19 protein-coding genes are annotated in these 23628 nt (G+C 67.3%); 13 read left to right on the top strand and 6 right to left on the bottom strand.

Annotated elements, in window-relative coordinates; translation table 11 throughout:
* Nucleotides 1-185: 185 nt before the first annotated feature.
* The 9 genes from ACJMKX_RS04150 (at nt 186) to ubiG (ending at nt 7482) form a co-directional block, all read left to right on the top strand.
* Nucleotides 186-1274: a hydrogenase small subunit gene (locus tag ACJMKX_RS04150; protein WP_405221449.1), complete on the top strand. Its 1089-nt coding sequence runs from the start codon at nt 186-188 to the stop codon at nt 1272-1274.
* Entirely contained in the window at nt 1274-3070 is a 1797-nt protein-coding gene (locus tag ACJMKX_RS04145) for a nickel-dependent hydrogenase large subunit (protein WP_405221447.1), read from the top strand. The genes ACJMKX_RS04150 and ACJMKX_RS04145 overlap by 1 nt, the downstream gene beginning before the upstream one ends.
* Before the next feature lie 38 nt (nt 3071-3108).
* Nucleotides 3109-3834, top strand: coding sequence for a Ni/Fe-hydrogenase, b-type cytochrome subunit (gene cybH / locus ACJMKX_RS04140; protein WP_405221444.1), 726 nt, complete (start codon nt 3109-3111; stop codon nt 3832-3834).
* Complete coding sequence (gene hybD, locus ACJMKX_RS04135) at nt 3831-4457, top strand: HyaD/HybD family hydrogenase maturation endopeptidase (RefSeq protein ID WP_405221441.1); 627 nt, start codon at nt 3831-3833, stop codon at nt 4455-4457. The genes cybH and hybD overlap by 4 nt, the downstream gene beginning before the upstream one ends.
* A gap of 4 nt (nt 4458-4461) precedes the next feature.
* Nucleotides 4462-4884, top strand: a complete 423-nt coding sequence (locus ACJMKX_RS04130; protein WP_405221438.1) for a thioredoxin domain-containing protein — start codon at nt 4462-4464, stop codon at nt 4882-4884.
* 31 nt (nt 4885-4915) lie between these two features.
* Nucleotides 4916-5782, top strand: a complete 867-nt coding sequence (locus tag ACJMKX_RS04125) for a hydrogenase expression/formation protein (RefSeq protein ID WP_405221435.1) — start codon at nt 4916-4918, stop codon at nt 5780-5782.
* Between the two features lie 37 nt (nt 5783-5819).
* The gene (locus tag ACJMKX_RS04120) at nt 5820-6002 is read left to right on the top strand and encodes a rubredoxin (protein ID WP_405221432.1); all 183 of its coding nucleotides are present in this window, start codon (nt 5820-5822) and stop codon (nt 6000-6002) included.
* A 14-nt stretch (nt 6003-6016) separates the two neighbouring features.
* Nucleotides 6017-6487, top strand: a complete 471-nt coding sequence (hybE, locus tag ACJMKX_RS04115; RefSeq protein ID WP_405221429.1) for a [NiFe]-hydrogenase assembly chaperone HybE — start codon at nt 6017-6019, stop codon at nt 6485-6487.
* A gap of 287 nt (nt 6488-6774) precedes the next feature.
* Nucleotides 6775-7482, top strand: a complete 708-nt coding sequence (gene ubiG, locus ACJMKX_RS04110) for a bifunctional 2-polyprenyl-6-hydroxyphenol methylase/3-demethylubiquinol 3-O-methyltransferase UbiG (protein WP_405221426.1) — start codon at nt 6775-6777, stop codon at nt 7480-7482.
* A 44-nt stretch (nt 7483-7526) separates the two neighbouring features.
* Here ubiG and ACJMKX_RS04105 read toward each other — a convergent pair whose 3' ends face one another.
* The 4 genes from ACJMKX_RS04105 to ACJMKX_RS04090 form a co-directional block, all read right to left on the bottom strand.
* Nucleotides 7527-9152 (bottom strand): alkaline phosphatase family protein, encoded by a 1626-nt coding sequence (locus tag ACJMKX_RS04105; RefSeq protein WP_405221423.1) that lies wholly within the window; start codon nt 9150-9152, stop codon nt 7527-7529.
* A 102-nt stretch (nt 9153-9254) separates the two neighbouring features.
* Nucleotides 9255-10256 (bottom strand): dihydroorotate dehydrogenase-like protein, encoded by a 1002-nt coding sequence (locus tag ACJMKX_RS04100; protein WP_405221420.1) that lies wholly within the window; start codon nt 10254-10256, stop codon nt 9255-9257.
* Nucleotides 10253-13858 (bottom strand): pyruvate:ferredoxin (flavodoxin) oxidoreductase, encoded by a 3606-nt coding sequence (nifJ, locus tag ACJMKX_RS04095; protein WP_405221418.1) that lies wholly within the window; start codon nt 13856-13858, stop codon nt 10253-10255. The genes ACJMKX_RS04100 and nifJ overlap by 4 nt, the downstream gene beginning before the upstream one ends.
* A complete protein-coding gene (locus tag ACJMKX_RS04090; RefSeq protein WP_405221415.1) occupies nt 13848-15488 on the bottom strand; it encodes an NAD(P)-binding protein in 1641 nt (546 codons plus the stop codon). The genes nifJ and ACJMKX_RS04090 overlap by 11 nt, the downstream gene beginning before the upstream one ends.
* Before the next feature lie 207 nt (nt 15489-15695).
* Between ACJMKX_RS04090 and ACJMKX_RS04085 the strand changes: the two genes are divergently transcribed.
* The 3 genes from ACJMKX_RS04085 (at nt 15696) to ACJMKX_RS04075 (ending at nt 19834) form a co-directional block, all read left to right on the top strand.
* Complete coding sequence (locus ACJMKX_RS04085) at nt 15696-17870, top strand: putative bifunctional diguanylate cyclase/phosphodiesterase (protein WP_405221412.1); 2175 nt, start codon at nt 15696-15698, stop codon at nt 17868-17870.
* A gap of 23 nt (nt 17871-17893) precedes the next feature.
* Nucleotides 17894-18817, top strand: a complete 924-nt coding sequence (locus tag ACJMKX_RS04080) for a GGDEF domain-containing protein (protein WP_405221409.1) — start codon at nt 17894-17896, stop codon at nt 18815-18817.
* A gap of 78 nt (nt 18818-18895) precedes the next feature.
* Entirely contained in the window at nt 18896-19834 is a 939-nt protein-coding gene (locus ACJMKX_RS04075) for a cation diffusion facilitator family transporter (RefSeq protein ID WP_405221406.1), read from the top strand.
* 63 nt (nt 19835-19897) lie between these two features.
* Here ACJMKX_RS04075 and fghA read toward each other — a convergent pair whose 3' ends face one another.
* Nucleotides 19898-20752, bottom strand: a complete 855-nt coding sequence (gene fghA, locus ACJMKX_RS04070) for an S-formylglutathione hydrolase (protein WP_405221403.1) — start codon at nt 20750-20752, stop codon at nt 19898-19900.
* Nucleotides 20753-20896: 144 nt separating this feature from the next.
* Between fghA and ACJMKX_RS04065 the strand changes: the two genes are divergently transcribed.
* Entirely contained in the window at nt 20897-21814 is a 918-nt protein-coding gene (locus ACJMKX_RS04065; protein WP_405221400.1) for a calcium/sodium antiporter, read from the top strand.
* Between the two features lie 12 nt (nt 21815-21826).
* On the opposite strand, the gene ACJMKX_RS04060 is transcribed toward ACJMKX_RS04065, so the two are convergent.
* Nucleotides 21827-23332 (bottom strand): DUF3336 domain-containing protein, encoded by a 1506-nt coding sequence (locus ACJMKX_RS04060; RefSeq protein ID WP_405221397.1) that lies wholly within the window; start codon nt 23330-23332, stop codon nt 21827-21829.
* Nucleotides 23333-23628 lie beyond the last annotated feature (296 nt).

The raw sequence follows: 23628 nt of genomic DNA, 5'->3' as shown, positions 1-23628 counted from the left end.
GAGTCGAAGCGCCCGTACTCCAACAATAGACGCGGATGGGGGACAAGCGACTGAGAGACAAACAGGACGCTACGTGTCGAACCCGTCCGCGCTGGTAACGGCCAGCCGTGTTGCGGCCCTTCGATGGTGGTGCGCGCCGGCTGGCCGATTCAGCGACGAACATAGCAGCAGAAGAGGACGTCGCCATGGCAGCCCGAGAAACCTTATACGAGGTCATGCGCCAGCATGGCATAACCCGCCGCAGCTTTCTTAAGTTTTGTAGCCTGACCGCAGCCGGCCTCGGTCTCGGTCCGGAGTTTGCGGGCAAGATCGCCTACGCGCTCGAGACCAAGCCGCGTACGCCGGTGATCTGGCTGCACGGTCTGGAGTGCACATGCTGCACCGAGGCTTTCATCCGTTCGGGTAATCCCCTCGCCAGCGACGTCGTGCTGTCCATGATCTCTCTGGACTACGACGACACGCTCATGGCCGCCGCAGGTCATCAGGCGGAGGAGATCCTGAAGCAGACCATCGAGAAATACGATGGCGAGTTCATCCTGGCCTGTGAGGGCAACCCGCCGCTGAACGAAGATGGCGTTTACTGCATGACGGGCGGGGTTCCCTACCTCGACAAGCTCAAGGAGATGGCGGCTCACTGCAAGGCCATCGTCGCCTGGGGCTCCTGCGCTTCCTGGGGCTGTGTGCAGGCCGCGAAGCCGAATCCGACCCGCGCCGTCCCGATCCACAAGGTGATCAAGGACAAGCCCATCGTCAAGGTGCCGGGTTGTCCGCCGATACCGGAGGTCATGACTGGCGTGCTGACCTATATGATCGCCTTCGATCAGCTGCCCGAACTGGACCGCCAGGGTCGGCCGAAGATGTTCTACAGCCAGCGACTGCACGACAAGTGCTACCGGCGGCCACACTTCGACGCCGGCCAGTTCGTCGAGGAGTTCGACGACGAGGGCGCCAAGAAGGGGTACTGCCTGTACAAGGTCGGCTGCAAGGGCCCGACCACCTACAACGCCTGCTCCACGGTGGAGTGGAACGATGGCCTGTCCTGGCCGGTGAAATCGGGCCATGGCTGTCTCGGCTGCGCCGAAGACGATTTCTGGGACAAGGGCAGCTTCTACAGTGCGATCGGCAAACTCGACGTCTCTCCGACCGGCGCCGAGGCTACGGCCGATCAGATCGGCGGAGTACTCGCCGGTGCAGCGGCGATTGGCGTTGCGGCCCATGCGGCCGGCTCCGCTATCAGCCACATGACGCGCAAACAGCCTGAGGAGACGCAGTAATGGCTAGCATCACCACGCCGAACGGCTTCAATCTCGACGACAGCGGCCAGCGCGTGGTCGTGGATCCGGTCACCCGGATCGAGGGCCACCTGCGCATCGAAGTCAACGTCGACGAGAACAATGTCATCCAGAACGCCGTGTCCACCGGCAACATGTGGCGCGGACTCGAAGTGATCCTGAAGGGCCGCGATCCCCGCGACGCCTGGGCCTTCGTCGAGCGTATCTGCGGCGTGTGCACCGGTGTGCACGCGATCCAGTCGGTACGCTGCGTAGAGGACGCCCTCGGTATCGAGATTCCGACCAACGCCAACCACATCAGGAACCTGATGATGCTGGCGCAGTACACCCAGGATCATCTCGTGCACTTCTACCATCTGCACGCCCTGGACTGGGTAGACGTGGTCAGCGCGCTGAGCGCCGATCCGAAGGCCACTTCCCAGCTGCAGCAGTCCATCAGCAACTGGCCGAAGTCTTCGCCGGGTTACTTCAGTGACGTGCAGAACAAGCTGAAGCGCTTCGTCGAATCCGGCCAGCTGGGTATCTTCTCCAACGCCTACTGGGGCAGCCCGGCCTATAAGCTGCCGCCGGAGGCGAATCTGATGGCGGTGACGCACTATCTGGAGGCGCTGGACTTCCAGAAGGAGATCGTGAAGATCCACACGGTCTTCGGCGGCCGCAACCCGCATCCGAACTGGCTGGTTGGCGGTGCTCCCTGCTCAATCAACATGAACGACACGGGTGGCGTCGGTGCGATCAACATGTACTGGATGAACCTGGTGTCCGACATCATCACTCAGTCCATCCAGTTCGTGGATCAGGTCTACATCCCCGACCTGAAGGCCATCGCGTCCTTCTACAAGGACTGGGGTTTCGGCGGAGGCCTGTCTAGCAAGAACGTGATGTCCTACGGGGACTTCCCGCGCTTCGCCAACCAGTTCGACAACGACAGCTTCATGATCCCGCAGGGCGCGATCCTGAACGGCGACCTGTCGACGGTCTACGACGTCGATCCGAGGGATCCGGAGCAGGTGCAGGAATTCGTGACCCACTCCTGGTACGACTACCCGGGCGACCCGCACGCCGGTCTGCATCCCTGGGACGGCATCACCGAGCCGAAGTTCGAACTCGGTCCGAATGCCAAGGGTACGAAGACGAAGATCGAGGCTCACGACGAGAATGCCAAGTACTCCTGGCTGAAGGCACCGCGCTGGCGCGGCAACGCGATGGAGGTCGGCCCGCTGGCCCGGTACATCGTGGCTTACGCACGCGGTCACGAGGAGATGAAGGCACAGGTGGACAGCCTGCTGACCGACCTGGATCTGCCGATCACCGCTTTGTTCTCGACGCTCGGACGTACCGCGGCACGCGGGCTCGAGACCTCCTGGGCAGCCCACAAGATGCGCACTGTCTTCGATGAGATGATGGCTAACATCAAGGCGGGCGACAGCGCGACCGCGAACATGGAGAAGTGGGAGCCCGATACCTGGCCGGAGGACGCAAAGGGTGTCGGTTACGGCGAGGCGCCGCGCGGTTCGCTCGGCCACTGGATCCACGTCAAGGACGGCAAGATTGCCAACTATCAGGCGGTCGTGCCTTCGACCTGGAACGCCTCACCGCGGGATCACGAGGGCAATATCGGCGCCTATGAGGCTGCACTGCTCGGTACGCCCATGGCGGACCCGAAACAGCCACTGGAGATTCTGCGTACGATCCACAGCTTCGATCCCTGCCTCGCCTGCGCCTCGCACGTGATCTCGCCCGATGGCGAGGAACTCACGTCGGTGAAGATCCGCTAGGGGTTCTGGCTAACCGAGGAATCGACTAGGAGACGATCATGGCAACGAGCACAGAGGCGATGGGTGGGCGCAGTCCTGCGAACCTGAAGCCCGAGTATATCTACGAGGCGCCGGTCCGCATCTGGCACTGGGTCCATGCCATCAGCATCGTGGTGCTGTGCGTCACCGGCTATCTGATCGGGAATCCGCTGCCGAGTGTGCCGGGGGAGGCGAGTGAGTCCTTCCTGATGGGCAACATCCGGATGATCCATTTCATTGCGGGTTACGTATTCACCATCGGACTGCTGGTGCGGATCTACTGGGGCTTCGTCGGCAACAAGTACGCCCGGGAGTTGCTCTACCTGCCCGTCTGGAAGGCGAGCTGGTGGAAGGAGCTGTTCCATGAGATCAAGTACTACAGCTTCCTGACCCGGAAGACGTACAAGACGAAGGCGCACAACCCGCTGGCACAGAGCGCGATGTGGTTCTTCAATTTCATCCTGGGTCTGTTCCTGGTGATCACGGGCTTCGCGCTCTATTCGGAAGGGCTGGGTGACGGCAGCTGGGCGGATGTGCTGTTCGGCTGGGTATTCGTCCTCTTCCCGAACTCCATGGGCGTGAAGACCTGGCACAATTTCGGCATGTGGCTGATCATCGTGTTCGCGATCATCCATACGTATATGGCGATACGCGCCGATCTCATGGGGCGGCAGTCCAGCGTCAGCACGATCATGTCCGGCTGGCGGTTCTACAAGGACGATTACCCAGGTGACGAACCGCGGTGACGGACGACATAGCGCCAGTAACGCCCGACGGGGATCCCGTCGGCTTCGAGACCCTCATCCTCGGAATCGGGAATCCGCTCTGGGCCGATGAGGGTTTCGGTGTGCGCGCCGCCGAGCAGCTGAACGCTCAGTACGAATTCCCGCCGGAAGTCCGTGTGATGGACGGCGGGACGCTCGGCCTGATGCTGCTGCCCTATGTGCGCTCCGCGACGAACCTGCTGATCCTCGACGCCATCGACTTCGGTCTCGAGCCCGCCGAGATGAAGGTCATCGTCGGCGACGACGTCCCGAAATTCATGGGCGTGAAGAAGATGAGCATGCACCAGACCGGCTTCCAGGAGGTGCTGATGTCGGCCGAGATGTTCGGCCAGGCACCGGAGAAGCTGGCACTGGTCGGCGTACAGCCCGAGTTCCTGAACGACTACGGCGGCAGTCTGCGCGATTCCGTGAAGGCCCGCCTGCCGGAAGCGGTGGCAGCCGCCCTCGAAATCCTGAGTGACTGGGGTATTGATTACCGGAAACGCGACAAGCCTCTCGAGAATACGGATCTGACCGGTCCTGACGCCATCAACATGGACGAGTACGAGTCCGGGCGGCCGGATACGAAAGAGACCTGGAGATAGTCCATTGGGAGAGACCCTGAACCATCCGCTGATCCAGCGGCTGATCGACGAATACGCCTATCCTGCCATCGGCCTGGAAGAGCACGACGAATTCGTGGCCGACCCCGCGGTGAACGTACTGTTCTTCGCCGGTGAGCCGAAGAAGTTCGGTGAGACCGTGGACGTGGCCGTCGTGCTGCCGGAGATCGTTTCCGCATTCAATGGCAAGCTGAGGCCGGCCGTGGTGACGAGGGAGGCGGAGAAGGAGCTGCAGAAGAAATACGGTTTCCGGGAGTGGCCCTCACTGGTCTTTGTCCGCAGTGGTGGCTATCTCGGGGTCATCTCGCGGATCCGGAACTGGCAGGAGTACCTCGAGGAGATCAACGAGATACTACGCTCTGAACCGCGGCGTCCGCCGGGATTCAAGATTCCGGTAGTGACCGCCTGAACCGCCCAACGACCGATCGGGGGAAGCACAGATGAACATCAGAGACATACCCGTCGTCGCGATAGGTCCGGGCAGCCAGCCGAGCGAGAGCGACGGTGCCGAGCTGCAGTACATCGACATGCCTCGCGGCATGTCCATGTACGAACCGCCCTCCATCCCGGATCCGGAGTCCGTCGAGAATCTGACGGGAGCGCGCGCAGCGATGGACTGGCTGCAGCGCACACTCGACGACTGGCAGCCGGGCAAACCCGCCCTGGCCGATATCTCCGGGCTCGATGAAAAGAACCGCGAACTGGTCAATCAGGTGCTCGGGGAAGGCGAGGTGGCGGTGAAGTTCACCGGCGACTTCCTGGCCCAGACCCAGGAGTCGGTACTGACGGGTGTATGGCGTACGTTCTATTTCAACGATGATGGCAAGGTCACACATGATCTGCTGGAAGTGGCCGAGGCGCCATTCATTGCGCGTCTGGCCAGCCTGGGGCGCGACCGGACGCCCGCAGACATCAGCGGCCGCGAAGTGCCACCGGGAGCGCTGAATGCCCCGGCCATCCTGACCGAGATCGCCGACCGAGTCGCCAATCGGGAACCGGGTGACGAGACCCACGTCGTCAACCTGACGCTGCTGCCGGTGTCTGACGAGGATCTCTTGTTCCTGGACGAGACTCTGGGTAAGGGTCCGGTGGACATACTGGCCCGCGGCTATGGTCGCTGCATCATCTCGGCTACCCGCGTCCGCGACGTGTGGTGGGTGCGCTACGCCAATTCCATGGCCAAATTGCTCCTGAACTCGCTGGAGATCACGGATCTGCCCCACGTTGTCGAGGCCGCGCCGGAAGACGTACGCGATTCGGGCAAGCGCCTCGCACAGTTGCTCGAGGCCTACTGGACCGAGGACTGAGTGCGGGTCTGCCGCCGGGAGCGATATGGGAGAGCCGATGCACGACCGTATCAGCGACGGCACCCGCATGGAGTGTCGTATCTGCTGGCATGTGTACGATCCCGCCGAGGGAGACGACGTCGAGCAGGTGCCACCCGGGACGCCATTCTCGGCTTTGCCCGAACACTGGTGCTGTCCCCAGTGCGATGCGGAGCGGGACAAGTTCCTGCCCCTTGAGTGACTGAGTCCCCGGCCATGGGTGATGCGGCGATCGAACGGCTGCTGACGTTGTATCGGGCGACCGAGCCGCGGATGCGGGACCTGCCGTTCTACAACGACCGGCTCTCCATCGAGGCCGTCGGATTCCGCGACTGGGAGGGACACCGGCTCGGCATCCTCATCACCCCCTGGTTCATGAACCTGATCCTGCTGCCCGGCGCCGAGGACGACTGGTCGGCGGTGGAGCAGGGCGACCAGAGCGACTGGCACCTGCCGTCGGAGACCGTTCGTTTCACGGCCAATCGCTCCGAAGCCGATGGCCAGGTCTTCCTGGCCGCCCCGGTTTTCACCAACGTCATAGGCGTCCCGGATCATGAGGCGGCGAAGAACATCTCCGACCAGGTTTTGAAGAGCCTGCTCGCAAAGCCTGGCAGCGCAGAGGCTGCCCCGGGGCATGCGGTGAGTCGCCGAGACCTGTTCCGCGGCCGCCTGAAGAGGGGCAGCTGACAGTCGCCCGCCGGTGTCGTCTACACGACGTCCTCGTAGACCGCGTCGGCCCGCCGCAGCACTTCTGACGTAAGTGGTCGTGTCCCGCACGCCCGGGCGTTCCGCCGGCGATGCGTCACAGGGGCGTAGGACGACTAGGGGCAACCGGCGGCAGCCAGCGTGTCGAACTCGGCAAACGGTCGGGGCGATAGACCGGCCATCTGTCGATTACCTGTTTAGTATTCAGGTCCGCAATACATAGGCAACTGGCTTATCCTCGTGGCCTCAAGCCTGAGCCAAAGATAGCCATGAACGAGATACGATCAGCTGCGAGCATCGATGAGCGGGAGGTTCGGTATTACTCGGAGCTGGCCGAAACGTGGTGGGACCGGGACGGGCCCTTCTGGCCGCTGCACACGCTGAACCGGCTGCGGGTGGCGTGGATACGCGATCGTCTGTGCGAACACTGGCCGGACCGGTCGCCGGAAGCGCAGCGGCCGCTGGAAGGCCTGAGCGTCCTCGACGTCGGCTGTGGCGGCGGTATCCTGTCCGAGTCCATGGCGCACCTCGGCGCGAGCGTCCACGGCATCGACGTCGTCGAGAAGAACATCGGCATCGCACGCGCTCACGCCCACGAGAGTGGGCGCCGTGTTCGCTACGATTGCGTAACCGCGGAGTCACTTGCCGCTGCCGGCGCTCGCTACGACGTAGTGCTGAATATGGAAGTGGTCGAGCACGTGGCCGATCTGCCCGGATTCATGCGGGCCTGTACCCGTCTGGTCGGCGAGGACGGCGTTATGTTCGTCTCGACTATCAACCGGACACCGCTCTCCTGGCTGCCGAAGGGGACCCATCGCTGGAGCCTCTTCAGGAAACCGGATGAGATCAGGCAGCTGCTCGAAAGAGGCAGGCTGGAGACGCTCACCGAGACCGGGGTGCGCGTGAACCCCTTCACGAAGCGCATGTCACTGCAGTCGAGTAACGCGGTGAACTACATGTTGCTCGCCGCGCGGTAGCGAACCGACACCAACGAGATGGCCTACGGCCGGATCGCCCGCCCTTATCTGGCGCCGGCCCTGACGCCGGCCAGCGGTGGCTGTGCCGCGCCCTCCGGGGCGGGAACGCCGAGGATGGCGGCGAGCGTGGCCGCCACCCGGCCGGCGTCCGCGACCGTGTCGCCCACGACCCGCTCGATGTCGTGGCCCCACATCAGCACGGGCACCCTGCGGTCGTAGTCCCAGGGCGTGCCGTGGTTGGCGCCGCCGCCGGGGACGTCGTAGACGGCATTGAACCAGCCGGTGGCGGGTACCACCAGCAGGTCCGCGTCCACACCTTCGGGCATGGAGGCCGCGGCCAGCCGGTCGACGGCGTTCGGGCTTGCCGCCAGTGCCACGCGGTCGCGGAACGCATAGACCCGCTCGATGCCCGGCAGATCCGCGAGCGAAGCGGCCACGGCCGCGGAGAGCTCGGCGCCACGGGCGTCGCCTGCGGTGGTGAAATAGAGGCTGGAAGACTGGTAACCGGCGATCCAGTCGCCCTCGCCCAGCGCCGCCCGGGCGGCCTCACGGGCGGTGGCGATGATCGTCTCGCTGGGTAGACGCCCGCCGGGTTCGCCGGTCTGCTCCGGCAGCCGCGCGACGCCGTGGTCGGCCGTGATCACGAAGGTCACCCGCATCTCATCGGGGAGGGAGCGGGCCAGCATCGTCAGCTCTCGATCCGTGCGCAGCAGGTTGTCGACGTACTCGCAGGACGTGGCGCCCCAGACGTGGCCGATGCGGTCAGTGCCGGAGACGCCCAGCACGAGGAGATCCGGGACGTCGTCTTCGCCCATACCTTCGGCCTCGATCGCGGCCCGGGCCGCCGCGAAGAACCAGGGTGTGGAGGCCGCAGAGTAACCGAACGCCTTGTCGGGCTTGTGCGAGTCCGCGGGGTCGTAGGGGAAGACATTGTTCCAGCCGACGAATGGCCCCTCGCCGGGTGCGTCGTCCCGCGCGCAGGGGCTGTCGGCCTGCCGCTGCCAGGTGGTGAAGGTGCGCTCCACGGGCCAGTCGGCGTTGAAAGCCGCGAGCCACTCCGGGAGGCTGCCGTCCGGCCGGTACCAGGTGGAGGTGGTCATCGCCGGGATGTCGTCGTCGTAGAAGACGGCGAGATCGGCCGAGCGGCCGGTGGCGAGGATGGCGGCCCGCGCCTTCATGGAGATGCCGACGATCACGGCTTCCCCGCCGGTGGCCTCGTGCAGCCGGTCACCGGCGGTGTCGACCCTCAGCGCCGCCGGGCTGGCGTGGCTCTCCGGCTTGCCGATGACCCGATGCACGCCGTCGTCGACGATGGGCAGACGGCCGCGGGCGGCGTCGTGCACGGCGTTGGCGAAGGCCCCGTGCACGGCCGGGGCGACTCCCGTGACCAGCGTGGCATGCCCGGCCGCGGTGGCCGTGTTGGCGTAGCGCAGGTCCACCGCGTGGCGGGCGCCCTCGGCCCAGGCCCGCCGCAGCAGGCTCTCGGGCGGCAGCAGCGGCAGGTGCTCGGCAAGGACCCAGTCGCCGAACTGGTCCAGCACCACGAGGACCACGAGCTGCGGCGGTTCCGTGCGCGCGTCCGGTCCGGGGCCGGAGGATCGGTCGGAGTTCGCGGCGCAACCGGCGGCGAGCGCAACCAGCGCTGCGGCGAGTAGGGCGTAGAGTCTCACGGTGCGGGGTCCTTCTGTCAGACAACGCAGGAGCATAACGCAGCCTGCGCGGTCATCAAGACTGCCCGGCGGATGTTGCAGCGGGATGACGCGGCCGGCGGCTCAGCCCCAGCGGTTCTGATAGCTGTCCAGCACCCGCAGGTAGTTGGCGCGCTCGAAGGCGGCGGGTTCGGCCACGCGCCCCTGGCTCATGGCGCCGCGTACCTGGTCAACGTTCTCGTATCCCCGACCTTCCATCCAGTCCGCCAGGCCGTCGCGGAGACTAGCGAGATACGGCGGGCCCAGGCGCAGCAGGGCCGAGGCGGTCATGACCACGTGAGCGCCGGCGAGCAGGTACTTTGCCACCTCGGCCGCGCTGGTCACCCCGCTGGTGGCGGCGAGCGATCCCTGCACCCGGCCGTGCAGCAGCGCCAGCCAGAACAGGCCCTGGCGGATCTCGCCGGAGCGGCTCAGCTCCAGCGTCGGCTCAACCTCCAGCTTCTCGATGTCGAAGTCCGGCTGATAGAAGCGGTTGAACAGCACCAGCCCGTCCGCGCCGGCGGTCTCCAGCTGCAGCGCCATGTGCCCGAAAGAGCTGAACCACGGACCGACCTTCACCGCCAGCGGGATCGAGACCGCTTCACGCACCAGGTGCACCGTCTGCAGGTAGCGGCGCTCGACGTCGGCCCCGCACTCCGCCGGGTCTGCCGGCAGATAGTAGAGATTCAGTTCCAGCGCGTGCGCGCCGGCCTCCTCGATGAGTCGCGCGTAGTCGGTCCAGCCCTCGGGGCTCGAGCCGTTCAGGCTGGCGATGATCGGGATGCCCGTGGCCTCGCGGCAGCGGCGTATGTGCTCCAGGTACTGCTGGGGCCCGATCTCGGCGCCGCCCAGGTCCGGGAAATAGCTGAGAGCCTCGCCGAAGCTCTCGCTGCCGGCATCCATCAGATGGGCCTGGGCTGCCGCCTCGTGGCGGATCTGTTCCTCGAACAGGGAATGGATCACGACGGCGGCCGCGCCGGCGTCCTCGAGACGGCGGACGCCGTCGAGTGTCTGCGACAGCGGCGAGGCCGACGCGACGACGGGATGCTCGAGTTCGAGACCGAGATAGGTCGTATTGAGTTTCATGCCGGTTTCCCTCCGGGGCTGTCGCCGGCGGCGAGGTGGCGATAGGGATTGGCCTCGGTGCCGCGGCCGGCCATCTCCTCGTAGATGCGCCAGTGCCGGTCGATGTGTTCCTGCGCGCGGGTCATCAGCCACTCGGCCCGCTCCGGGTCGCTGGCCTCCAGCACCCGGTAGCGCATCTCCCGGCTGGCGTAGTCGCGAAAGCGCTTCGTCGGCCGCGGCGAGTCCAGCAGGAAGGGCGCCTGGTCCCGCTCGGCCAGCAGTGGGTTATAGCGCATCAGCGGCCAGTGTCCGCAGCTGACCGCGAGCTTCTGCTGCCTGAGGCCGTGCTCCATGTTGATGCCGTGGGCGATGCAGTGGCTGTAGGCGAGTATCAGGGAGGGCCCCGGATAGCGCTCCGCCTCGCGGAAGGCGAGCAGCGTCTGCTGCGGGTTGGCGCCGAGGGCGACGCGGGCGACGTAGACGTGGCCATAGGCGATGGCCTGCAGCGCCAGGTCCTTCTTGGCCACGCTCTTGCCGCCGGCGGCGAACTTCGCCACCGCGGCCGTCGGCGTGGATTTCGATGCCTGGCCGCCGGTGTTGGAATAGACCTCCGTGTCGAGCACCAGGACGTTCACGTCGCGCTCCAGCGAGAGCACGTGGTCGAGGCCGCCGTAGCCGATGTCGTAGGCCCAGCCGTCACCGCCGACGAGCCAGATGCTGTGCCTGACCAGATGGCGCGCCAGCGAGGCGAGGCGCGTCGCCCGGGGGTCGTCGATGCGGGCCAGGGCTTCGCGTAACGCGGCCACGCGGCGGCGCTGCTCGCGAATCTCGGACTCCTCGTCCTGCACCGCGTCGATCAGCCCGTCCACCAGGTCCGGCTCCAGCCGGGGCGCCAGTTCGCGCAGCAGCAGCTCGGCGTGACGGCGGTGCTGGTCGGCGCTCAGCCGGAATCCGAGGCCGAACTCCGCATTGTCCTCGAACAGCGAGTTCGACCAGGCGGGCCCGCGGCCCTCGTGATTCTTCGCCCAGGGCGTGGTCGGCAGGTTGCCCCCGTAGATGGACGAGCAGCCGGTGGCATTGGCGATCACCGCCCGGTCGCCGAACAGCTGGGACAGCAGTTTCAGGTAGGGCGTCTCGCCGCAGCCGGCGCAGGCGCCGGAGAACTCGAACAGGGGCGGCAGATACTGCACGCCGCGTATGTTGGAGAAGTCCACGTGGCCCCGGTCCACGTCGGGCAGCCCTTCGAACCAGGCGAGGTGCGCGCGTACCGGCTCGAGGTCCGCCGGCTTCGGGCGCATGTTGATGGCGCGCTCGGCGGGACGCTCGATATTCCTCGCCGGGCAGGCGTCCACGCACAGCGCGCAGCCCGTGCAGTCCTCGGCGTAGATCTGCAGCGTATAGCGGGTATCCGGAAAGCCCCGTGCGGAGACCGGTGCGCTGGCGAAGCCGGACGGCGCATCATCCAGCCCCGCATCGTCGAAGAACTTCGCCCGGATCACGCCGTGGGGGCAGACGGCGCCGCACTGGCCGCACTGGATGCAGATCTCCGGGTCCCACTCCGGCACGAAGTCGGCGATATTGCGCTTCTCCCAGGCTGCGGTGCCGGTCGGCCAGGTGCCGTCCGCGGGCAGGGCGCTCACGGGCAGCGCATCGCCACGGCCGGCCAGCAGCGGGCCGGTGACGCGGCGCACGAACTCCGGCGCATCCTCCGGCACGGGCGGCCGCCGGTCGGAGGTGGCCGTGACGTCGCCGGGCGGGACCGGCGCCAGGTTGGCGATGGCCCGATCCACGGCTGCGTAGTTCTGCTCGACCACTTCCGGGCCTTTGCGACGGTAACTCCTGCCGATGGCCTCCTTGATCTGCGCGATGGCCTCCTCCGCGGGCATGATGCCCATGAGCTGGAAGAAACACGTCTGCATGATCGTGTTGATACGCCGCCCCAGCCCGGCCTCCCGGGCCACCCGATAGGCGTCGATCGCCCACACGTCCAGGTCCTTGTCGAGGATCTCCCGCTGTACCGAACGGGGCAGTTGCGCCCAGACCTCGTCCGCGGGCCCCGGCGCGTTCAGCAGCACCCTCGCCCGGCGTCTTGCCAGTCCGAGTACGTCGCCGGTATGCAGGAAATCGAACTGGTGGCAGGCGACGAAATCCGCCTCCTCGATCAGGCAGGTGGAGCGGATGGGGTCAGGTCCGAAGCGCAGATGAGACACGGTCCGCGAGCCGGCCTTCTTGGAGTCGTAGACGAAGTAACCCTGGGCGCAGGTGCCCGGCCGGCTGCCGATGATCTTGATCGTGTTCTTGTTCGCGCTGACGGTGCCGTCGGCACCGAGACCGTGGAACACCGCCTGGAACGTCTCGCCCCGGTCGAGGCGGAAGTCCGTCGGCACGGACAGGCTGGTGCCGCTCACATCGTCGTCGATGCCGACCGTGAAGCCGCGCTTCGGCTCGTCCGCCGCCAGGTTGTCGAAGACGGCCCGGACCATGGCGGGCGTGAACTCCTTCGACGACAGACCGTAGCGTCCGCCGAACACCTCCACGCGGCCGCCATGACCCTGCCCGCGTTCGGCGAGCGCTGCGATCACGTCCAGGCACAGCGGCTCGGCGATCGAGCCGGGCTCCTTGGTACGGTCCAGTACGGCGATCCGGCGCACGGTGGGCGGTAGCGCCGAGCACATGGCCCCGGCATCGAAGGGCCGGAACAGGCGGACCTGCAGCAGTCCCACCTTCTCGCCATGGGCATTCAGGTGCTCGACCGTCTCGGTCGCCGTGCCCGCGCCCGAGCCCATCAGGACGATCACCCGTTCGGCTTCCGGATCCCCCGTGTAGTCGAACAGGCGGTAGCGGCGGCCCGTCAGGCCCGCGAAGCGCTCCATCGCTCCGGCGACGGCGGCCGGTACGGCCGCATACCAGGGGTTTGCCGCCTCCCGGGCCTGGAAATAGACGTCCGGATTCTGGGCGGTGCCGCGCAGTACCGGGGCATCGGGATCGAGCGCCCGCCCGCGGTGGGCCATCACCAGTTCTTCCGGCACCATCGCGGACAGCACGTCGTCGGGCAGCAGCTCCAGCGTGTTCATCTCGTGAGAGGTGCGGAAGCCGTCGAAGAAGTGCAGGAACGGCACCCGGGTTGCCAGCGTCGCGGCATGGGCGATCAGCGCGAGGTCCTGCGCCTCCTGCACCGAGGCGGATGCGAGCTGGGCGAACCCGGTCGGGCGGGTCGCCATCACGTCCTGGTGATCACCGAAGATCGACAACGCCTGACCGGCCACCGAGCGCGCGGCCACGTGGAAGACAGTCGGCGTCAGTTCGCCGGCGATCTTGTACATGTTGGGGATCATCAGCAGCAGGCCCTGGGAGGCCGTGAACGTGGTCGCCAGCGCGCCGGTCTGCAGCACGCCGTGCACGGCGCCGGCCGCCCCCGCCTCGCTCTGCATCTCCACCACCGACGGCACGTCGCCCCAGATATTCTGCCGACCGGTATTCGACCACTGGTCGGCCAGCTCGCCCATGGGCGAGGAGGGCGTGATGGGATAGATCACGCAGATCTCGCTGAGGCGGTAGGCGATGCGGGCGCAGGCCTCGTTGCCGTCCAGCGTCGTCACCGACGGTTGGCGTTCAGCGTTCAAGGCCGGGCTCCGGGATCATCTCGATGGCATGGCAGGGGCACTGTTCGAAGCAGGTGGCGCAGCCGGTGCACAGTGTGTAGTCGAAGCGGTAGCGCTTGCCGGGTCCGAGCTTGATGACAGCGTCCTCCGGACAGGCGGCGAGGCAGCCGTCGCACTCGTAGCAATTGCCGCAGGACAGGCAGCGCGCCGCCTCGTGCCTGGCCTCCGGTTCCGTGATGGTGGAGACGACCTCGCCGAAATCCTCCGCCCGAGTCGCCGCCGGCCGCTTCGGTTCCGCCTGCGCGAAGGTGCCCTGGTAGAGGCTGAGACGGAGCAGATCCCGTGTCACTACCGGGTGCTTCGGTGCCGGCTCGTGGCGCTCGCCGCGCAGCCATGCGTCGATGTGGCGGGCGGCCTTCTTGCCGTGGCCCACGCCCACGGTGACGGTGCGCTCGGAGGGCACCATGTCGCCGCCGGCGAATACGCCCTCGTGGCCGGTCATCATCCGTTCGTTCACCACGACGGTGCCGTCCCGGTGAAATTCGATGCCTTCCACCGCGCGCAGGAAGCCCGTATCGGTGTCCTGGCCGAGGGCGAGAATGAGACTGTCCGCCTCGAGGGTTTCGGTCTCGCCGGTGGGGCGCGGCCGGCCGTTCTCGTCGAGCTCCATCACCTCCACCGTCATGCGGGTGGAATCCAGCTCGCGGATGGAGCGCAGCCAGTTGATGCGGATGCCTTCCTCCTCGGCATCCGCCGCCTCGAAGGCATGCGCCGGCATGTGTTCCCGGTCGCGGCGGTAGACGATCAGCGCCTCGTCTGCGCCCAGCCGGCGCGCCACCCGAGCGGCGTCCATCGCGGTATTGCCGCCGCCATAGATCGCGATGCGCCGGCCCAGCCGCGGTGTCTGGCCGGCGTCGACGTCACGCAGGAAGGTCACCGCGTCCATGACCCTGCCGGCGTCCCGGGCCGGGATGTCGATGCGCTTGCTGAGGTGGGCACCCACCGCGACGAAGACGGCATCGAAACCGCCCTCGGCCCGCTCCCGCTCCAGGTCCTCCACTTTGTGATTCAGGGTGATGACGACGCCCGTTGCCTCGATCCGTGCGATCTCGGCCTCCAGCACGTTCCTCGGCAGCCGGTAGGCCGGGATGCCGACATGCATCATCCCGCCGGCGACGGGCCCCGCGTCACGGATCTCCACGGCGTGACCGGCCCGACGCAGGTGCCAGGCAGCGGACAGACCGCTCGGTCCGGCACCCACGACCAGCACGCGCCGGCCGGTCTCCCTGGCGGGCGCTTCCGCCTGCCAGCCCTCGGCCAGTGCCCGGTCGCCGAGGTATCGCTCCACGGCATGGATGCTCACCGCCTGGTCGATGGGCGTGCGGTTACAGTGTTCCTCGCAGGGGTGGTAGCAGACCCGGCCGTGCACCGCCGGCAGCGGGTTGTCCGCGACCAGTATCCGCCAGGCGGACTCGTAGTCACCGGCCTGGGCGGCGCCCAGCCAGGCCTGGATGTTCTCCCCGGCCGGGCAGGCGGCGTTGCACGGCGGCAGCAGATCCACATACACGGGCCGGCGCTCCCGCCTCGGCCCGGTCAGGGCGTCGTGGCGAAGATCCGCCGGGCGGGTCAGATCGCGGCTGCTCTCGTTCATCGGGGATACCGTGGGCCCACGCGGAGGAATGCTGCCCCCCAACACTCTAAATACCGGGTCCCCTAGGCGCCTGGATATCGGGGGATTCCACGACCCCGGCATCGCTTCGCCCAATCGTGAACTGGCTCAACAATGAGGCCTGCGCGAGGCGCTAGTCTCTGTCCCAACAACAGTTTCAATACGCGGGAGCCGCAACGGCTTTACATAATGCAATCCTGGACCCGGGAAAACGGATACGCGACCGGCGGCGAAGACTGTCAGGCTCTGGTGGTCGCCTCGCGGAGCGAGACCCGGGATCTCGTCGTGGCGGCGCTCGAAGAAGAGGGCTTCCATGTCGGCGAGATCCCGGCCGCCTCGACGCGGGCCGCCCGTTTCCCGGAGGAGCCGCCGGCGCTCATCGTCGTGGATGCCGGCGAGCTCACCGAAGACTGGTGCCGGCGTGTCCGCAGCCGCGTCCGGCTGGAGCACGTGCCCCTGATCGCCCTGACGGACGGCGACGGCCGTGAGGCGCTGCATCGCCTCTATGCCGCCGGCGCCACGGCGGTCTTCATCAAGCCTGTCGATCATGTCTTCCTGCGGGAACGGTTCCGCTCCCACGGCGATACCGGCCGCACGCTGACCGGCATGCAGCCCGCACTCATGGCCGATGCACGCATACTGCACGCGGTCCCGGACACGTTCTTCGTGCTGGGCGAGGACGGGATGGTGCGGGAGTATCTCGGCGGCGGTGAGAAGGACCCGCTGCTCCGGCCCGAACGACTCGCCCGCCGCCGCCTTTCAGAGGTACTGCCCCGGGACGTGGCGGCGCTGATCGTGCGCAACATCCGGCGCACCCTGTCCAGCCGCGGACCGTGCAACTTCGAGTTCGAGCTCGGCGGCGCCGGCGAGAAACAGCGCTACGAGATGCGGCTGCTGACACAGGGCCGGGACCGGGTAATGGCGATCACGCGCAACGTGACCGACATGGCCGTCGCGGGTCGTGCCGGCGGCGGCGGGCCGGACACGCTGACCGGCCTGCCCGGGCGTACCGCCTTCATCGGCAGGCTGGACGCGATGATCGAAGACGCTCGCCGGCTCGGCCGCGGTCTGGCAGTGATGAGTGTCGACCTCGACCGCTTCACGCGCATCAACGAGAGCCTGGGCCGCGCCGTCGGCGACGCCATCCTGCGTGTCGTCGGCAGCCGGCTCGAGCGCTGCCTGCGCGATGCAGACGCCGTGCAACGGGCCCGACCGGGAGAGGGCGGCGCGACCGAGCTCGCGCGCATCGGCGGCGACGAATTCGTCGTCGTGCTGCGCGACGTGGACGACCGCGGGACAGTGGCACAGGTCGCAGGCCGCATCCGCGCCGCTTTCGCCGACCCGGTCAGCTACCAGGGGCATAAGCTGGAGGTCACGCCCAGCATCGGCATTGCCCTCTACCCGGCGGACGGCAGCGACGCGCAGGGCCTGTTACACAGCACCCGGGCTGCGCTGGACGAAGCGCGCATGGGCGGCGACGCGGGCCAGGAATTCTACTCCGACACCATGCGCCAGCGCGCGCTGCGCCGGCTCGACCTGAAAGACGAGCTGCGACTGGCCATCGAGCGGGACCAGCTGGAATTGCGATACCTGCCGCGCATCGATCTCGAGACGGGACGGGTGGCCGGTCTGGAGGCGCTGCTGCGCTGGCAGCACCCGGCACGCGGCGCCGTATCCCTGCGGGAACTGATCCCGCTCGCCGAGGCGACCGGCCTGATGCGGCCCATCGGCAAATGGGTGTTGCACGCCGCCTGCGCCCATGCCGCCTACTGGGCCGAGACCTGGGAGACGATGCCGCCGGTATCGGTCAACCTCTCCGAGCAGGAATTCTGCCGCGAGGACCTGCCGCGGGTGATCCACAGCGCGCTGGAGGCGTCCGGACTGGCGCCCGCGCAGCTCGAGCTGGAGCTCACCGAGGCCATGCTGATGCGTGAGAGGCAGGCCGCAGTGATGCTGCAGAAGCTCAAGGCGCTGGGCGTCGGCATCGTGATCGACGACTTCGGCGTCGGCCATTCCTCCCTCGGCCGGCTGATCCAGTATCCGGTCAAGGCCATCAAGATCGACCGTTCGTTCGTCGAGCAGTGCCAGGCCGACACGGCCCAGCGCTCGGTCTGCTCGGCCATCATCGCGATGTCCCGCGAGCTCGGCCTCGCCGTCATCGCGGAGGGCGTCGAGACCGTGGAGCAGATCGATTTCCTGCGCGAGCGCGGCTGCCACGCGCTGCAGGGGTTCTTCTTCGCCGAGCCACTGCGCGTCGACGACGTGCCCGCCTTCCTGGCAGCCCATCTCGGCCGGACCCCGGAGGGCGCCGTGATCGATCTCGCCACCATCCGCAGCCGGTTCGCGCTGCGTAACACCGGCTGACCGCGGTGCGTCGGACGGCGACGATGATCCTGCTGGGCCTGGGCGCAGCGCTGCCGCTGCTGCTGGCCGACGTGCCCTGGTTCGGCTGGGAACTGCGCCTGCCCTGGCTCGCCTGCCTGGTCGCGGCCGGTGTCTGGGTGCACCGGGTGCGGGAGCGGGAACTCTACCAGGAGACCGAGTATTGCCGCCGGCTGGAGGCGCAGGTGCGGAGCCGCACCCGCGACCTGGCCGACCGCAACGCCGAGCTGCAGCTGGCGAACGCCAAACTGCACGAGGCGAGTCACACCGATGCACTCACCGGCCTCAGGAATCGCCGTTACCTTTTCGAGCAGATCTCCGACGACATCGACCTGGTGCAGCGCCAGCACGACGGCGGCAGCCGCGGCGGCGGCATGGACCGGAACAACGACATCGTCTTCCTGATGGTCGACCTGGACCACTTCAAGCCGGTGAACGATGCCCACGGACACGTGGCCGGCGACCGCATGCTGCTCGAGGTGCGCGACGTGCTCATCGGTGCCTGCCGCTCATCGGACGTCGTTATCCGCTGGGGCGGCGACGAGTTCCTGGTGATCGGCCGGGAAGCCACCAGCACCGAGGTCTCGTCCCTCGCCGAGCGGATCCGCTCGCACATCGAGAGCCACGTATTCGAACTCGGCAACGGCGCGGTAGCCCACACCACCTGCTCGGTGGGCTTCGCGAGCTACCCGTTCCTGGGCACCCGGCCGGACCTCTTGAGCTGGGAGCAGGTGCTCGGCATCGCCGACATCGCGATGTACCGCGCCAAGGAACTGCGTAACTCCTGGGTCGGCATCCATGGCGAGCACTGGGCGGGAGGCGCGGAGGCGCTGTTCCAGGGTCTGCAGGAACGAGTGCACGCGCTGGCCGCCGCCGGCCATGTTCGTCTCCAGCAGCCGGAAGCGGATCTCGCGCGCAAGCTGGCCTGAGCAGGGCCGGATGCTATAACGTCCTCCCCGCGGCGGCCCGGTTCGTGGCACTCTGCGCCGCGGAGCGATACGGATCCCATGCACACTCACAGTCACACCCACGCCGGTGGCGCACACCGGGAAGAGAAGTCCGACTCCAGGCGGCTGGCCCTCGCGCTGGCGCTGACCGGCGGCTTCGCTGTGGTGGAACTCGTCGGCGGCATCGCGGCGGGCTCCCTGGCGCTGATCGCCGACGCCGGTCACATGGTCACCGACGCGATGGCACTCGCCCTTGCGTGGATGGCAGCGCGGATGGCGGCGCGACCGGCCGATGCCAAGCGGAGCTTCGGCTATCACCGCTTCCAGATCGTGGCCGCCCTCATCAACGGCCTCACGCTGATCGGTATCGTCGGCTGGATCGTGATGGAGGCCTTCGAGCGCCTGCTCACCCCGGTCGACGTCACTGCCGGCCTGATGCTGGTGATCGCCGCCATCGGCCTGGCCGTGAACCTGCTGGTGTTCTTCGTGCTGCACGGCGGCAGTCGGGAAAACCTGAATATGCAGGGGGCGCTGCTGCACGTGCTGGGAGACCTGCTGGGTTCCGTGGCCGCCATCGTCGCCGGCGTGGTTATCCTCGGCACGGGCTGGATGCCTATCGATCCGCTGTTGTCGCTGGTGGTGGCGGCACTGATACTGCGCAGCGCCTGGAGTCTGGTGAAGCGCTCTGCCCACATCCTGCTCGAGGGCACCCCCGAGTGGCTCGACGTGCCGCAGATGCGCCGCGAACTCGCAGACTCGGTGCCCGGCGTGTGCGACGTCCACCACGTCCACGTGTGGAGCCTCACGCCGGCTCGTCTCATGCTGACGATGCACGTGACGCTGGCAGACGACAATGGCGATCCCGCGGCCGTCATACGCGTCATCAAGCGGCGGCTGCACCAGGAATACGGCATCGATCACTCCACCATCGAGATCGAGTATGGGGATTGCGCGGACGAATTCCCGGCGACCACCGAGCCGCCCCCGGGTTCGGTATGAGCGCCAGCGGGTCGCCGGAAGACCGTCCGGCCGGCGGCTGCTGAGGAACGCCCCGGGGCAGACTCAGCCGCCAGCCAGGGCGCGGGCGTGCCAGGCCAGATGCTCGCCGATGAAGGTGGAAACGAAGAAGTAGCCATGGTCGTAGCCGGGCTGGAGGCGCAGCGTCAGCGGATGTCCGGCCGCCTCGCAAGCCTCCTCCAGCAGGCCGGGCTTGAGTTGTTCGTCCAGGAAGTCGTCGGCGTCGCCCTGATCCACCAGCAGGGGGATGTCGTTGCCGCCCCGCCGGATCAAGCGGGTGGCGTCCCAGGCCTCCCAGGTGCTCTGGTCCTCGCCGAGGTAATGGGTGAAAGCCTTCCGGCCCCAGGGGCAGTCCATCGGCGCGCAGATGGGTGCGAAGGCCGAGACCGAGCGGAACATGCCGGGGTTCTTCAGCGCCGCGATCAGTGCGCCGTGCCCGCCCATGGAATGGCCGCTGACCGAGCGGCAATCCGGGATGACGGGGAAGGCGGATTCGACGAGCGCCGGCAGCTCGCAGGCTACATAGTCGTACATGTTGTAGTGACCGGCCCACGGCGCCTCGGTGGCGTTCACGTAGAAACCGGCGCCGGTACCCAGGTCCCAGTCGGCGTCCTCGCCCGGCAGCCCGAGCCCGCGTGGGCTGGTATCGGGTGCCACCAGCGCGAGGCCGAGTTCCGCGGCATAGCGCTGCGCGCCGGACTTGATGGTGAAGTTCTCCTCCGTACAGGTCAGGCCGGACAGCCAGTAGACTACGGGCACGGGCTCCGACTCCGCCTGCGGCGGCAGGTATAGCGTGAAGCGCATGGGGCAGCCGCACGCCTCGGACGGGTGCCGGTAGGTATGGGTGTAGCCGTCGAACAGTCTGCTGCGGTCGATCAGCTCGGGCACTCGCGTACTCATCGGCATCTCCTGGTCTGCCTGCGTCTGCCTGGTTGCCACCAGCAGGCCAGAGCTTAGCCCGCGCGTCCGGAGGGCGAAAGCCCGCCGGCGGATCGGGTATGGTGGTGCGGCATTCTTGCGAAGGAGCTCCACGCTATCACGACGTTGCTGCAGCTCGGAGGAGGCCTGCTCCTCCTGTTCGTCGGCGCCGAGATGCTGATCAAGGGTGCCGTCTCTCTCGGCGAGCGCTTCGGGCTCTCGCCCCTCGTCATCGGCCTCACGGTGGTTGCCTTCGGCACCAGTGCGCCGGAACTCGTGGTCTCCGTCGACGCGGCGCTGGCCGGCTACGGCGGCATCGCCGTCGGCAACGTCGTTGGCTCGAACATCTGCAATCTGGCACTGATTCTCGGCGCCGTTGCGGTCCTGCGGCCGGCCGGGGTCGACCGCGGGCTGATCCGGGGCGCGGGCCCGGTGATGATCGCGGCTGCCGTGATCCTGGTGGTGCTGCTGGCGAACGGCCGGCTGTCACGCCTGGACGGGCTGCTGCTCACCACCGCCATCGTGATCTACACCGTGGCCTCACTGCGCTCGCGCGACGCGGCGGCGGGGCTCGCGGACGAGATCCAGGGGGCCGTGCGCTCGACGGCCATGGCCATCGTGCTGTTCGCCGCCGGCCTCGCACTGCTGCTGGTCGGCGGCTCGCTGTTCGTGAAGGGCGGCGCGGGGCTCGCGCTGGCGCTCGGTGTGACCCCGGCAGTGGTCGGGCTGACAGTGATGGCTGTGGGCACCAGCATGCCCGAGCTCGCCACCTCGGTGGTGGGGGCCGTCCGCGGTCAGAGCGCGATGGCCACCGGCAACATCATCGGTTCGAATATCTTCAATGCACTGGCCATCCCGGGCATCGCGGCACTGGTGACGCCGTTCGAGCGGGGCGGCGTCGGTGCCGCCGACCTCGGCATCATGCTGCTGGTGTCCGTCGTCGCGCTCGGCTTCATGTACACGGGCTCGCGCCTGACCCGCGCGGAAGGCGCACTGCTGCTCGCCGGCTACGCCGGCTACTGCGCATGGCTTTTCGTCGCCTGAAGCGCTCGGCCGTCAGGCCGCACTGATCCTTCGTTCGCCGAAGGGCACGGAGGCGTTTCCGGCGCTGACCCGGTGCGACTCGCGCAGCGCGCGGCGCTCGTAGCGGCTGAGGATCTGGTCCAGCGCCCGGCTGATCTTGGACGCCGTGCGCAGGCGTTCGATCTTCGGGAACGTGGCCCGCTCGCCCTCCTTGATGTAGAACATCAGCTCCTTCTCGGTGGGCGGCGTCAGCAGTTTGGTCGGATTGAAGGTCCGGTAGCGCGGCATGATGTTGATGTCGCCGGTGTAGGTCTGGGTCGCCACCGAATAGAACATGTTGGCGAGTATCTGCAGGCGCGGCGCCGGCTTGGTCAGGCGCTGTGTGATCCAGTGGGTGGAGCGCAGCCACTCCTGGTAGGTCCGGAAACCGAGATGCAGGCCCGTGGACAGCAGGCTCGGCTCCTCCTTGGGATCCTGGATGAACCACAGCACGACCGGGTTGGTCTGGCTTGCCACGTAGTGGTTCACGCCGTACAGCCGGGCCAGGCGCTTCGCCGGGAGGTCCTCGCTGACGGACCCGTCCACCCAGCGCCGCTGGGGCAGATAGGGCTGGCGGCGGCCGTTCTTGTTCTTCGCCTCGAGGATCACGGGCGGGTAGATGCCGGGTACCGCGCAGGAGGCCATCACGGCCTTGCGGATGTAGACGTTCGGCGAGGTGATTGCGTTCAGAAGTCTGGAGGTCTGATGCACCTCGGCGGGTGCCACCGAGATGTTGATCTTGCGCCCGGTGAGCTCGTAGGCCTCCTGGAAGGTGAGGTCGGGGATCAGCCGGTCGACGGTGTCCTCGACGTCGTGCACGTCCATGCTCGGCGTGCTGGGGGACATCAGGCGGCCGAGCCAGCTCACCTCCTGGCGCGCCTCCATCAGCAGGTTTCGCGGATCGAACATCTCGTGCAGCTCGGCGGTGGAGTGAGTGCCGAGCACGCCGGCGATCAGCGAGCCGGCACTGGAGCCGGACACCACGGAGGGCAGCACGTCCTCTTCCAGCATGGCCTTGACCACGCCCACGTGGAAGTGGCCGAGCACGGCACCGCCCGAGAGCATGAGCGCCGAACGGCCGAAGCAGTGATCCGCCCGGCGGAAGAAATCCAGCCGCTCCTGGAAGCTGATCTTGTTGGAGCGCAGCTTGGACAGGTAATGGAGCGCGTCGACGATCTCGTCGACGTATTCCTCGATGAGCTGCTTGGTGCCGAACTTCGCGCGCTTGTACAGCGCCGTCTTGCCCATCCCGGCCATGTTGCCGTGGATGCCCTCGTTCAGTGTGAACAGCAGGCCGTGGTCGTCCTTGCTGGCACGCAATTCGCGCAGCATGTCGAGGCGCTGCCGGATGGAGTGGTGGTCGTACAGGCTGGTCTTCTCCACCGCCCGCCACTGATCCATGCCCGTCAGTTTGTCGTGGCTGATCGCGGCCTCGCGCCAGTCGGCGTAGCTGTTGGCCTCGTCCATCGCCCGCTGGAGCAGTCTGCGGCTGGCTGCCATATTCCCTACCTTCCGTCAGTCTCGTTGAACAACCATCATACCTCGGCAGCGGGACGCATGTCGCCGCAGGGGTCACGATTTCGGCATCGGCTTCTGCCGTAAGTCATTGAAATACGGTCATCCGGACGGGTAAATCGTGGAAAGCGGCTATGTCCTGCGAGTGGCGCCACAGTCGCTGCGGCAATTCCCGATGCGGCCGGCCGCCGGGATGCCCTGTAATAGCCGGAGAAGCCAGAGACGTCGGGGTCCCGGCACGCCGCTGCCGGTTTACGGCCGGGGCCGGGCGAGGCGGCGGC

Source organism: Lentisalinibacter sediminis, from assembly GCF_040706615.1.
Classification (GTDB): Bacteria; Pseudomonadota; Gammaproteobacteria; order Steroidobacterales; family Woeseiaceae; genus Lentisalinibacter; species Lentisalinibacter sediminis.
The sequence above is the reverse complement of the archived record's forward strand: the minus strand, read 5'-3'. Positions and strand labels throughout refer to the sequence as shown.

Coding starts and splice junctions, on each gene's coding strand:
- ACJMKX_RS04145 (WP_405221447.1), top strand. CDS start 1,274: ATGGCTAGCATCACCACGCCGAACGGCTTCAATCTCGACGACAGCGGC.
- cybH (WP_405221444.1), top strand. CDS start 3,109: ATGGCAACGAGCACAGAGGCGATGGGTGGGCGCAGTCCTGCGAACCTG.
- ACJMKX_RS04075 (WP_405221406.1), top strand. CDS start 18,896: ATGCACACTCACAGTCACACCCACGCCGGTGGCGCACACCGGGAAGAG.
- ACJMKX_RS04100 (WP_405221420.1), bottom strand. CDS start 10,256: ATGAAACTCAATACGACCTATCTCGGTCTCGAACTCGAGCATCCCGTC.
- ACJMKX_RS04150 (WP_405221449.1), top strand. CDS start 186: ATGGCAGCCCGAGAAACCTTATACGAGGTCATGCGCCAGCATGGCATA.
- ACJMKX_RS04085 (WP_405221412.1), top strand. CDS start 15,696: ATGCAATCCTGGACCCGGGAAAACGGATACGCGACCGGCGGCGAAGAC.
- ACJMKX_RS04125 (WP_405221435.1), top strand. CDS start 4,916: ATGAACATCAGAGACATACCCGTCGTCGCGATAGGTCCGGGCAGCCAG.
- hybE (WP_405221429.1), top strand. CDS start 6,017: ATGGGTGATGCGGCGATCGAACGGCTGCTGACGTTGTATCGGGCGACC.
- ACJMKX_RS04060 (WP_405221397.1), bottom strand. CDS start 23,332: ATGGCAGCCAGCCGCAGACTGCTCCAGCGGGCGATGGACGAGGCCAAC.
- fghA (WP_405221403.1), bottom strand. CDS start 20,752: ATGAGTACGCGAGTGCCCGAGCTGATCGACCGCAGCAGACTGTTCGAC.
- ubiG (WP_405221426.1), top strand. CDS start 6,775: ATGAACGAGATACGATCAGCTGCGAGCATCGATGAGCGGGAGGTTCGG.
- ACJMKX_RS04080 (WP_405221409.1), top strand. CDS start 17,894: ATGATCCTGCTGGGCCTGGGCGCAGCGCTGCCGCTGCTGCTGGCCGAC.
- ACJMKX_RS04120 (WP_405221432.1), top strand. CDS start 5,820: ATGCACGACCGTATCAGCGACGGCACCCGCATGGAGTGTCGTATCTGC.
- ACJMKX_RS04090 (WP_405221415.1), bottom strand. CDS start 15,488: ATGAACGAGAGCAGCCGCGATCTGACCCGCCCGGCGGATCTTCGCCAC.